Below are 12,055 nucleotides of genomic sequence, written 5' to 3' on the forward strand. Positions count from 1 at the left end.
GGTATCAACGGGCGACCGACAGAACGCCTCGCGTTAGGTCTGTCAGAACGGCGGCTCTGGCTTGACGAGCTCAGCGAGTGCCATCAGTGCCGGGTGCTCCTCAGCAGGTCGAAACGGGGTCCACCGCCGAACGAACTGCTCGGCGGCCAATGAAGCCGTGAACTCGTCGCTGAGGCCGCCTGGGAACCTTCGCTCAGCGATCCTCGCCACCCAATCGGCAAGGTCCGCCGCGCAGTCCGGCACAGGCGCCAACACCCGAAGCGCGTCCTCAAGTGAACGCGCTGTAAGCGTCAGTCCTCCGGTGGGATCGAACCACAGACCGTAGGTGAGGCCGATGCGGTAATCCCGAGGCCAGGTGCTCAAGTCGTCGGACTCCAGAGACGGCTCCAGCCCATCACGTCGGACCACGAACGTCCCTCGCATCACACGCTGGCCGACTGCTACACCGATGCTTCGTTGATGCCGCGGATCCAATCTCGGGAGATTCGCCGCGAGCAGACGCCGCTCCAACGTGCCCCCATGAAAGATCTCACCCGTCACGAGGTCGTTGATCAGTGGAGTCGGACGCCCTTCCGAGAAGTAGCCGAGCCGGCGCAACGCCCATCGGGACCAGAGCAGTCCGCCGTCGAGCGCGAGGGCGACCATCTCGTCGCGGAGATCAGGTGTCCGCGCACGACCGTGCCCACCTCCGAACTCGTTCCTGATGTTGCCGAGGTTCCTCGCGATCTTGCTTGCCTGAGTCGCGAGCTGACCGAACGTAGACTGATTGGCCAACTCGCGCCCCGGCTGCCCGGTCAGCAGAGTGTGTGCCTGGGTGACGACCGCGTCGAACGCGATGTTCGGTGCTGCTGGGTTTCCGTCGATCTCCAGCACGATGCGGGAAATGCTTTCCACCAGGCACTTGATGTCGCTGAGCGCCTGGGCGCCGTCATCCGCGGCCAGCGAGCGCCATAGTCGGTCCGCTTCCCGCTCAACGCACGCCCAGTGGTCGTCCCCGAGGTACTCGGGGCGGGCAATCTGGAAGCGGGTGTAGAGGTCGTCCACGCTCCCGAGCATCGCACGCGGCCGCCAGCCTCGGCGGAGATGACCGGTGCTAGGCACCAGACTGCCAACATAGATCGCAGGTAAGCACCGTTCCCTACCATTGGCAGTCCCGCTTGGCATTCGAACGTGCGATGACAGCCTCGATAACCACAAACTGCCGTGCCTATGATCACTCTGCCCAACGAGTGCACTATGCTCTTTGCCGGAGTCATGACGCGAACGCTCCTGCTGCTGTCACCCCGGCCCACGACGGAACGGTGACGCTGTCAGCCAAGGTCCATTCGGACCCGCGTGCAAGCAACCTGGACCACTCGACTGAAGCATGTTCGTCGTCGAGGCAGGGCTTGCGTGGGAGAGTCAGGCCGGAACGGACGAAGGAACATGACCAAGAACGGCAGCTCGGCGCGACGCCGAAGCGCTCGAATCCTCGCTCGCGTCGATGGGCTTCGCCATCCAATCGCGCTCGACAAGCTGAACGGCCAGTACGGCGACGCCGCGTCCCAGCAAGCCACTGCACTGGTTCAGATCGTGGAGGCCGCAGTCCGAGCACGTCGGGCCGCGGTCGGGGGAAGTCAATCGGTCGCGTTGGAGAAGGTGTTGCAGGGCAACACCAACGAGCTCCCAGACGACCTGTTCTCCGTTTTGAGCGAGCCAGCCGAGCGGTGGCAGTTGCTCAGTGGCGTGAATGTCACGCTTGATCGTCACTCCCCGGACTTCAGTCAGTACTTGACCGGCGTCGTCCTCGGATTCGAGTGGCGCGAGAGCAGCCCCGCCCTGCGCGTTGTTCTCACCACGCCCGCTCTGGGTAAACCTGCTGGCCAGGTGGTGACGATCGAGGCGCAGCGTTGGCGCATCACGCCGAGCCCTACGGTGATCGCTTCGACCGCGTCCAGGGACACGCACTGTGAGGCCGGACGTCCGCTCTACTCGGAAGCCGAACTCGCTCCTCATGTTCTCGCCACGCTCCAAACCCTCAATCTGATGCGACTGCGCCCTAGCCTTCTCCAGGCGCCCGTGGCAAGCCTGCGCGACAGCTCCAACACTCCACCGGCGCTCTATGCGATCGCCGACGCGGAGGCGATCCCGACCGCGCCGCGCAACGCCGCAGCCAACGCTCGACGCCGAACCTGTGTCACCTGTGGAGACACGTCCGCGACACCCTTTCCCGCAACCGCGGACGGCAGGCGGTACTGCCTGGAACACATTGAATCGGCAAGGCACCGAGTCGAGAACGCCGGCAAGGCGCGCGATCGCGCGGTAAATGTGTTGTGGGCCCGAGAGGTCGTCAACGATCCAGAGACCGTTCTCGTCGCGATGGTGTCTCCTGCGCGCCACGTACTCGCCGTACGGATCGAGGACATGTCCGGAAAAATCCTGCTCGACAACCTCATCGACGATGTGCCGGACCCTCACTGGCGACGCTCGTTGAGCGAACCCGATCTAAGCAAGCTGCCTGACTGGGTGTTTGGCCCGGCAGCCCTCTCGCTTAACGGTCGGCGCGCAATCGGCACCGCAACCGACGAAGCAAGTCTGTACTTCCTGCAACTCAGGTCTTTCATAGGACGTGGAACAAAGTCGTTCAACATTAGCGGCCGCAAGGGCGACAGCTTGCGTTACAGGCATCAGGTATGGGCCGGAAAGTTCGACATCCAGAGGGTCTACGAGGTCAACGAGGACTTCCGGTCTCCTGGACTTGGGCGACGAGTGGCAGAGCCGAGCACGATTGACATCCTGCAGAAAGCCAGGGCCAGTCTTTCTCTGATGTCGTCAACCACGCTGACTGTTGCCCAAGAGGAGTACGCCCTGCAGCTGCACAACGACAACGACGCGATCGAGTACAAGTCTTACTTCTTCCAGAAGTACCAGCGTTCTGTATTGAGTCGACGACTCGCCGAGGCAGTGGACATCTTCGGTAGCTGACAGACTCGCTGGAGCATTCCTCGCCGTGGTGCCGGCGACATAGATCGGCATCACGGCGCAGCCAACCACTCACGCTCTCGCGGCGTGCGAAGGCGTTCAACCACGAGCGTGGCTAGTTCTGCTCGAAGGGCGGCCACGAGATCCCGTGCACGATCCATGCCGATGCCCAGTTCGCCCCGGAGGGTGTCGGCAGAGATCGGTCGCATGTGGACAGCCCAATGTTCAGCGTCTACTCGACGAGCGCGGTCGAAATCACCCAATTCCCGCTGTCCGGGTGTTGGGCAGAATTCATCTTGATCCTGCGCGATTTGGCTATCGCCAGCTCGCGGGCGAGTAGTGACCTGAGCGAGCGACTGGAGCATGCCGGGCCCCACCTCCGCCCAGCCGATCAGCAACACCAGCCCGACCGCGTCGAACGCCGCCTTCCCGTAGTCACCAGCCAACAGTGGTTCCGCGATGTTGAGCGCTAACGTCACGACGCTCACAAAGAGTGTGAACCTCCGCAGCGGCCGCAGTCCCTCCTCGGGCGCGCCATGGAGCGCGAGGTACCTCGTCGCAAGCAACAAACCCAAGATCGACAAGTCGACCGCGGGCGCGATGAGCGGAGCGACCCACACCGGAACTCCGAGCCGCAGCACAAGGCTGAGCACGTTGCCGAAGCCGAACAAGAACGTCAGCCCAACCACCGCGGCCATGATCATCGTGACCGCCCGCTCGACGTCGTGAAGGACTCCGGAAGTGGCGCCCGAGGAGCCCGATGACGAGCCCGAGACATCCCCGGGATCACGCCGTCGGCCTCAGCCAGGTGGTGCGCCAGGCGGGTTCTCGTCGTAGGTCGTGTGGTTGGCGAGGCAGCCGGGCAGGATGCCGACGAGACGTTGGCGAGGTGGCGCAGGGCGGTGTTGTGCGGCGCGCTGCCCTGCGCGTTGCGGCCGTGAGCAGGCCGTACGCCAGGCGAGGTGCTCAGCGCATGAGCGAGTCGACCAGCCTGGCGTTGCGCACGAATCGGCGGTTCACGGCGGTCTTGCGCCCATAGGTGACTGTGAGCGGGTCAGCGCCCATGCAGTCCTTGCGGGCCTTCAGCCTGGCGTACCGCCTGATCATGGCCTGCAAGATCTGGCAGGCACGTCTTGCCTCACCATCCGCAACGCAGCTTGCTGACCAGGTGACGCGGAACGGGCTGACGCGAGCTCTGTTCGCGCGCGCGGCACCGAAGCAGACGTCAGCGGATGAGCGTGCCCTCGTTCACCCAGCCGTCAATGCTGCGCCTCTCGGCATCGGGCGCGGCTAGCGCCGGAAGGGAGTGTTCCGCATCCCGCCTGAACCTCTGGCACCCACGAACGATCGGTCCACATTCGGATCGCCGAGACCTACGAATTCGAAACCGCGCCGTCGGCGGCGATGAGTGCTGCCGCGCGTTCCGCGATCGCCAGCACTGTGGCGTAGGTGTTGGCGGACGGGACGGACGGCATGACCGACGCGTCCGCGACCCGAAGCCCGACCACACCACGCACGCGCAGATCGGTGTCCACCACCGCCATCTCATCGGTCCCCATGCGGCAGGTTCCGACGTAGTGGAAGTAGCTCATGAGACTCTCGCGGAGGTACTCGTCGAGGTCGTCGTCGACGAACGGTCCGGGCAGCACCTCCTCGGCGCGCCACGCCCGGAACGCCTCCGCCGCACCGAGCCGGCGCGCGATGCGCAGTCCGGCCTTCAACACCTCGCGGTCCCGTGGATCCGTCAGGTACCGGGGGTCGACCAGTGAGGGCGTCTCGGGGTCCTTGCCGGCAAGGCGAAGCACGCCGCGACTGCGCGGCTTCATCAACCCGACCGCGATCGTGTAGCCCCGGTCCGGGCTTCCGGGTCCCTGCTGAGCCGCCAGGTGGTACGGCACCGACGCCATGATGAAGTGGAGGTCCGGCGACTCCCCACCGTCGCCGGCGAGCAGTCCGAACGCCTCGGCGTGGTTGTTGACGCTGGGCGGCAACGATTCGGACGAGCGGTAGGTGACACCGCTCATGGGGTGGTCGTGCAGGTTCTCCCCCACACCGGGGAGGTCGACGACGGTCTCGATGCCGAGGTCCTCCAACTGCTGCATGGGCCCGATCCCCGAACGCAAGAGGATCTCCGCCGACCCGATCGTCCCCGCGGTCAGCACGATCTCCTCCGCGCAGGCCACCTCGAACAACTCGGTCCCGACGGAGAACTCGACGCCGACAGCCCGGCCTTCGTGCACGATCACCCTGTGCACCAGCGCATCGGTGACCACGTCCAGGTTCTCTCGGTTGAGGGCGGGCGCCAGGTACGCGTCCATCGCGCTCTGCCTCTCGCCGTTCACGATGTTCGTGTCGGGCATCCCGAACCCGGCTTCGACGCCGCTGCTGATGTCCGCTGCCACGGGATAGCCGAGTTCCTCCGCCGCGGCCAGGCCCGCCCGTGCGATCGGATGGCCTGGTGACGAAGGCGCCACGATCATCGGGCCCGAGTCGCCCCGCAGGGCGGACTCGCTCCGGGAAGCGCTTTCCGCTTTCCGGAAGAAGGGAAGCAGGTCGTCGTAGGCCCAGCCCTTCGCGCCGAGCTCAGCCCACTGGTCGTAGCTGGAGACGTGGCCGCGGATGAACACCATCCCGTTGATGCCCGATGAGCCGCCCAGTCCCCGTCCACGCGGCCATCGCACCGCGGTTCCGGTCGCCTCCTGCGCGACCGTGTCACCCGGCCAGCTCTCCGCACTGTCGAACAAGGTCGGCCAGGCAGCGGGAATCCCGGTCACCGCGGACATCACCCCGCCGCGCTCCACCAGCAATACGCGCGTGCGCGGATTCTCGCTCAGTCTCGCCGCGAGCACGCACCCGGCGCTTCCGCTGCCCAGCACGATGTAGTCGTAGACGTCGTCGACAAAAGTCATGAGCTTCCTCAGCGCTTGAACTGGATCAAATTTCCTGCCGCTCAGGCAAGATCGCACACGGTCCACGCTTAACGCATCTCGCGCTGCGCTATCCGTGCTAGGGTGAACTTAACACATCACGGCATGCGTTAAACGCAGGAGGAGTGGGTCGAGATGACCGAAGTGACAATCGCACCAACGGGTCTGGACACGTGGGTCGCCTTCGACGCGCCGGCGAACGCCTCGGCGACGGAACGGTGTCGCGTCGAAGTCATCCAGGCGTCGCTCACCCACCTCGACGGGATCGAGGTGATCTCGGCGACGGTGAACCGCACCGGCGGATACCAGCCGCCGAAGCCGACCTGGGAGGCGCCGCCCGGGGTCGACCTGCCCGACCCTCCGTTGTTCAGCGGCCTCCCGGACTTCTGCGACGTCCTGGTCCGCCACACCACACCGGCCGGCCACGTCGCCGAGATCACCGTCTGGGTGCCACTGCGGTGGAACCGCCGGTTCCTGGGGCTCGGCGGCGCTGGAAGCCGCACCGATCCACCGTGGTTCTTCTTCTCCCACGACCGCGTCCTGCTGATGCCGGGCGCGATCCGCAACGGCTTCGCGACGGCGACCACCGACAGCGGCAACCGGGACCCGCGGTACGCGGACTGGCCTTTCGTCGGAGAGTCCGGCGAACTCGACCGTGAGCTGATGCGCGACTGGCTCTACCGCGGCACGCACGACATGACCCTCGTCGGCAAGGCGGTCACCGAGGCGATCCACGGCGAGGCCCCGAAGTACTCCTACTTCCAGGGCTGCTCCGGCGGCGGACGCCAGGCCATGGCGCAGGCGCAGCGGTATCCGGGCGACTACGACGGTCTCTGGTCGGCCAATCCCTCCATCAACTGGTCGAGGTTCGTGCCGGCGCTGTTCTGGCCGGCGTTGGTCATGAAGGAGCACCGCAACGCGCTGCCCCCGGCCAAGCTCGAGGCGTTCCGCGTCGCGGCCGTCGAAGCCTGCGACGGCGCGGTGGACGGGTTGAGGGACGGGATCATCGGAGCGTTCGACTCGCACGAGTTCGATCCCGCGCTGCTCGTCGGCACCTCCACCGGCAGCGGCGTGATCACCGAGGCCGACGCCGAGGTGATGCGCAAGATCTGGGACGGCCCCAGGAGGACCACCGGGGAACGCCTGTGGGCCGGACTGCGTCCCGGTTCGGAGAGTTGGGGCAACAACGCCTACCACCACGGGCTGTGCCTGACCCGCGAAGTCGACGGCGAACTCGTCCCCGTTCCGTTCGGCATCGGGGAGTCGTGGCTTCGGTGGGCCACCGGCGATCCGAAGCTGGACTGGCGCACGGTCACGTTCGAGACGTTCGAGGAGATCTTCGACCGCGGAGTCCGCGAACTCTCCGAGGTCGACACGGACGACCCCGACCTGTCGGGACTGCGCGACCACGGCGCGAAACTGATCCTCTCGCACGGCGCCGTCGACGAGTTGATCTTCGTCGAGGGGTCGATCGACTACTACCGGAGGGTCGTCGAGACCATCGGCGGCAGCGAGGAGACCGCGTCGTTCGCGCGGCTCTTCGTCGTCGAGGGCGATGTGCACAGCAACTGCGCGGGCCCCGGACCGGGCCTGACGATCGCCGGCGGCATGGCTGCCCTCATGAACTGGGTCGAGAACGGCACGGCACCCGACTCGATCATCGCCGAACGGTTCGACCCGGACGCGGGTGAGGTCGTCGCCACCCGGCCCGCCTACCCCTATCCGCTGATTCCGCGTTACCAGGGCAGCGGCGACCCGAACGACGCGGCGAACTTCTACCCCTCTCACATCTAGCCTTCCGCGTCACTGCTCGTGCGCGGCCTCCGACTGAGCCCGCGCGCGAGCACGGCGTTCCTTGCGATCCATTTCGGACAGTCCTACCGCGATCGCCTGGAGCAGAACCTTCAGCCTGGGTTCGAACTCCATGGCCATGTGCCCCCAGGACGGCTGCTGTTCGTACAGCTTGGCCAGAGCCGGCGTGGGATGGGCCGCCTGCCAGAACGCGCTGGCGAGGGGCAACGCGGCGGCGATCATCGCGTGCAGCTGGTCAGTCGGCACGACGCTGGCCCGCTCGAGCATTTCGATGATCTTGTCGTGCTCGGTGAACGCCGTGGTCTTGTACTGCCCTGATCGTTCGGTGTCGACGCTGCCCTCCAGGGTTACCGGGACGTGGCCGAGGAGGTCGACGAAGACCGGCAGCGACGTGATGGTCTCCGCGAGCACGTCGGCCACGTCGCCCGCACGCAGCCGTTTTTCGCCTTCCAGACGGGCACTGAGCGCGGCACGCCACTGACTCCAGCCGCGTTCGGCGACGGCGAGCAGCAGTTCTTCCTTGCTCGCGTAGTAGCGCCGCACCCCGGTGCGATGAAGGCCGGCGCGATCGGTGACCGCCGCGACAGTCAGGTACCGCACGCCTCCCAGTTCGAGCGCGAGCTCCTGCGCGGCGTCCAGCAGCGCCTCCGACCGTTGCGCCTTGTCCTCGGCCGATCTCGCCCGTTGTCGCATGTGCCGACTATAACGCGGCCGACGATGCACTACCCGTGACTTAACACATACCGCGATGCGTTAAGTCGGAAGCCGTGCTACGGTCCAGTTAACGCATCAAGCGATGCGTTAAGCATCTAGATCGAGGAGACGCACGATGAAGGCAGACCAGACAGGGAAGCGGGTCGCCCTGGTCACCGGCGCCTCGTCCGGCATGGGCAGGGATCTGGCTCTGCGCCTGCTCCGTTCCGGATGGACGGTCTACGGACTGGCCCGGCGGGTCGAGCGGATGCAGGAGATCACCGCCGCCGGCGGCGTCGCCTTGGGCGTGGACCTGACCGACGACGCGTCGATGGTCGCCGCGGTCGAGCAGGTGGTCGCCGAGCGCGGCCGGATCGACCTGCTGGTCAACAGCGCCGGCTACGGGCAGATGGGAGCCCTGGAGGACGTGCCCACCGACGTGGGCCGGCGACAGATGGATGTGAACCTCTACGGCGTCAGCCGCATGGTCCAGTTGTGCCTGCCGCACATGCGGGCGCAGAAGTCCGGCCGGATCATCAACGTCTCCTCGATCGGCGGCAAGGCCTCGTTCCCGCTCGGGGGTTGGTACCACGCCTCGAAGTTCGCGCTGGAGGGCTACTCCGACGCGCTGCGCATGGAGGTCAAGCCCTTCGGGGTCGACGTCATCGTGGTCGAGCCCGGCGGCACCGAGAGCGAGTGGTTCCCGATCGCCACAGCCGAGGCGAAGCGCTACTCGGGCGAGGGCGCCTACCGGGACATGGTCTCGGCGATGGTCGACTCCCCGAACTGGAACCAGAAGCAGCCACCGGTCAGCACCGTCACCGACGGCATCATGAAGGCGATCAACGCGAAGCGGCCCAAGGCCCGGTACGTGCCCGGCCGCAGCGCCAAGATGATCGTCACCCTGCGCTGGCTGCTCTCCGACCGGCTGTACGACCGCGTGATCATGAGCCAGTACACCAGCAGGCCCAGCGCCGCGAAGACGCCGCCCCACAACCGTTCCAGGGCGAAGACGTCCGCCTGACGCGCATCAACTCCGGAATCCCGATTCACACCGAAGGAATCATCATGCAACGCCTCGACCGCCAGTACGTCAACGGCAAGATCGTCCCCTCGCACGGCACCGACACCTACGTCGTGAGCAGCGCCATCACCGGCGAGCAGATCGCCGAGGGCGTCCTCGGCGACGCGCAGGACGCCAACGACGCCGTTGCCGCCGCCAAAGCAGCGCTGCCCGTCTGGTCCGCGCTGCCCCTCGAACAGCGCCGCGCGTACCTGGACCGCCTCGCCGACGCCTTCCTCGGCCGCCGCGACGAGATGGTCGCCAACCTGGTGGAGGAGTTCGGCACCTCGCTCATGGCCGCCACGTTCATCGTCAACCAGTCGGCGGACTGGTTCCGCGACGCGAGGGACCTCGTCACCGAGGAGACGTTCACGCACAAGCTCGGCCCCGCCACCGTGCACAAGGTGCCCGCCGGCGTGGCGGTGCTCATCACTCCCTGGAACGGCGCCAGCTGGTTCATCGCCATGAAGGCCAGCCTCGCGCTCGCCGCCGGCTGCACCGTCGTCATCAAGCCCAGCGAGCGCGGCATGTTCCAGGCCCAGCCCGTGCTCGACGCGATCGCCGACGCGGACCTGCCGCCCGGCGTCATCAACGTCGTGTTCGGCAAGGGAGACCCGGTCGGCAACACCCTCACCGCCCACCCCGACGTCGCGAAGATCTCCCTCACCGGCTCCACCGCCACCGGCAAGGTGATCGCCCGCAACGCCGTCGACACGATGAAGAGGGTCACCCTCGAACTCGGCGGCAAGTCGCCGATGATCATCCTCGACGACGCCGACACCGCCCACGCCGTGGGCTTCGCCATCGGCGTCGGCATGTTCAACAACAGCCAGGCGTGCATCGCCGGCACCCGCATCCTCATCCCCCGCAGCCGCGAGGACGAGTTCAAGACCGCCCTGGCCGCCGCCGTCCAGAGCCTGCCCATCGGAGACCCGCGCGACGAAGGAACCGTCATCGGCCCGGTCCTGGACCACGACCAGTACGAACGCGTTCAGTCCTACATCCTCACCGGCATCGAGGAAGGCGGCGTGGTCCTGGCCGGCGGTCTGGGCCACCCGGACGGCTTCGAACGCGGCAACTACGTGCGTCCCACGCTGATCGCCACCACCAACGACAAGCGCATCGCACAGGAGGAGATCTTCGGCCCGGTCCTCGCGGTCATCACCTATGACAACGACGACGACGCCGTCACGATCGCCAACGACAGCACCTACGGCCTGCACGCCTACGTCGCCACCGCCGACCCCGCCCGCGGCGCCGCACTCGCCCGGCGGTTGCAGGTCGGCCGCGTCATGGTCAACAACATGGTCGACTCGCGCGAAGTGCCGTTCGGCGGCTTCAAGCAGTCCGGACTCGGCCGGGAGTTCGGCGCCTACGGCCTGGAGGCCTACCTGGAGACCCAGGCGATCTTCGCAGCCTGACCAGCCGGGCGGTCCGCCGCCGCGGACCGACCCGAAACCCGCGCGGCACCACCGAGTTCCCCCGCCCGGCCACCAGCCCGTATTCCACCAGGAGGAACGATGACGCTGACCACCTGTGAGGCCAGAGGACGGGTCGGCTTTCTCCAGGAGTTCGTCCGGGCTCCGTTCGACGTCGGCGCCATCGCTCCCAGCGGCCGGTTGTTGAGCAACCACGTGGCGTTGCCGGTTCCCGAGGCCGGCGACCCGCTGGTCGTCGAGATCGGTCCCGGCACCGGGGCGTTCACGGCCGCCATCGAGCAACGCCTCGCCGGACGGGGAACCCATGTGGCGGTGGAGATCAACGACCGATTCGCGCGCATGTTGAACACCCGGTATCCGAACGTCGACGTGGTCACCGCAGATGCCGGCGATCTCGAACAGCTCCTGCTCGCACGCGGTCACCCTCGCGCCGACATCATCGTCAGCGGCCTGCCTTGGACCGCTTTCGCCGCTGCCCGGCAGGAGGCCGTTCTGGACGGTGCCGTGGCCGGCTTGGCCCCGGACGGCACGTTCACCACATTCGGCTACGCGCACATGCGCTGGACCCCGCCCGCACGCCGATTCCGGCGGCTGCTGGACAGCCGCTTCGAAGAAGTCGTGACGGGCCGGACCATCTGGGCGAACGCACCGCCGGCGTTCGTCTACTACTGCCGACGACCACGCCCAAGTCGATGAGTTGCAGGGCCTGCGGGCTCGACCACGTTGAACACCACCTCCCCTAGTCGCTGGACAGCAGTGGCTCCGCGACATTCAGTGCCGATGTCACGACATTCACGAACCGCCGCAGCGACATCAGCCGCTCCTCGGACGCTTCGTGAAAGTCAGGCCGACGTCCGTCGCGATGATCACCGTGACCGCCCGTGTCACGTCGTCAACAGCCCCGAAGGTGCGCCCGAGTGGAGCCCGAGATCCCTGACCTGCAACGACACCGGATGACACGAAGCGGCAGGCGGCACCTCTGCTTCACGGACCTGAGGTGCAGAAACAGCATTCGCCGACATCACGCGACACCAGAGCCGAAGCACACCCGAGGACTCTTAATCAGCGGGTCCGGGGTTCGAGTCCCTGGCGGCGTACTCCAGAGAAGCAGGTAGAGATTCGTCTCTACCTGCTTCTCTGCTTTCGCTCGGCTGGTGACG

At 66.6% G+C, this 12,055-nt stretch carries 10 protein-coding genes; 5 read left to right on the plus strand and 5 right to left on the minus strand.

From position 1 onward, the window contains the following. Positions 1-42: 42 nt before the first annotated feature. Positions 43-1,044, minus strand: coding sequence for a hypothetical protein (locus tag ACQEU1_RS19165; protein ID WP_433203217.1), 1,002 nt, complete (start codon positions 1,042-1,044; stop codon positions 43-45). A 381-nt stretch (positions 1,045-1,425) separates the two neighbouring features. Between ACQEU1_RS19165 and ACQEU1_RS19170 the strand changes: the two genes are divergently transcribed. Further along, entirely contained in the window at positions 1,426-2,964 is a 1,539-nt protein-coding gene (locus ACQEU1_RS19170; RefSeq protein ID WP_433203220.1) for a hypothetical protein, read from the plus strand. Positions 2,965-3,014: 50 nt separating this feature from the next. Here the strand turns inward: ACQEU1_RS19170 and ACQEU1_RS19175 are convergent, their stop codons facing one another. The 3 genes from ACQEU1_RS19175 to ACQEU1_RS19185 all read right to left on the minus strand — a co-directional run bounded on the left by ACQEU1_RS19175 (position 3,015) and on the right by ACQEU1_RS19185 (position 5,870). Continuing rightward, a complete protein-coding gene (locus ACQEU1_RS19175; protein ID WP_433203223.1) occupies positions 3,015-3,665 on the minus strand; it encodes a hypothetical protein in 651 nt (216 codons plus the stop codon). Positions 3,666-3,927: 262 nt separating this feature from the next. Further along, on the minus strand, positions 3,928-4,068 hold the full coding sequence (locus tag ACQEU1_RS19180) for a hypothetical protein (RefSeq protein ID WP_433203226.1): 141 nt from the start codon (positions 4,066-4,068) through the stop codon (positions 3,928-3,930). A 266-nt stretch (positions 4,069-4,334) separates the two neighbouring features. Next, complete coding sequence (locus ACQEU1_RS19185; protein WP_433203229.1) at positions 4,335-5,870, minus strand: GMC family oxidoreductase; 1,536 nt, start codon at positions 5,868-5,870, stop codon at positions 4,335-4,337. 153 nt (positions 5,871-6,023) lie between these two features. Between ACQEU1_RS19185 and ACQEU1_RS19190 the strand changes: the two genes are divergently transcribed. Next, a complete protein-coding gene (locus tag ACQEU1_RS19190; RefSeq protein WP_433203232.1) occupies positions 6,024-7,682 on the plus strand; it encodes a tannase/feruloyl esterase family alpha/beta hydrolase in 1,659 nt (552 codons plus the stop codon). A 9-nt stretch (positions 7,683-7,691) separates the two neighbouring features. Here the strand turns inward: ACQEU1_RS19190 and ACQEU1_RS19195 are convergent, their stop codons facing one another. Then, positions 7,692-8,393, minus strand: a complete 702-nt coding sequence (locus ACQEU1_RS19195) for a TetR family transcriptional regulator (protein WP_433203235.1) — start codon at positions 8,391-8,393, stop codon at positions 7,692-7,694. 136 nt (positions 8,394-8,529) lie between these two features. On the opposite strand from ACQEU1_RS19195, the gene ACQEU1_RS19200 reads away from it, so the two are divergent. The 3 genes from ACQEU1_RS19200 to ACQEU1_RS19210 all read left to right on the plus strand — a co-directional run bounded on the left by ACQEU1_RS19200 (position 8,530) and on the right by ACQEU1_RS19210 (position 11,591). Then, a complete protein-coding gene (locus ACQEU1_RS19200) occupies positions 8,530-9,417 on the plus strand; it encodes an oxidoreductase (protein WP_433203238.1) in 888 nt (295 codons plus the stop codon). Between the two features lie 44 nt (positions 9,418-9,461). Next, on the plus strand, positions 9,462-10,877 hold the full coding sequence (locus ACQEU1_RS19205; protein ID WP_433203241.1) for an aldehyde dehydrogenase family protein: 1,416 nt from the start codon (positions 9,462-9,464) through the stop codon (positions 10,875-10,877). Positions 10,878-10,976: 99 nt separating this feature from the next. After that, a complete protein-coding gene (locus ACQEU1_RS19210; RefSeq protein ID WP_433203244.1) occupies positions 10,977-11,591 on the plus strand; it encodes a class I SAM-dependent methyltransferase in 615 nt (204 codons plus the stop codon). Positions 11,592-12,055: the final 464 nt, after the last annotated feature.

Source organism: Lentzea sp. CA-135723 (assembly GCF_050936595.1).
In the GTDB taxonomy this organism is placed as follows: domain Bacteria; phylum Actinomycetota; class Actinomycetes; order Mycobacteriales; family Pseudonocardiaceae; genus Lentzea.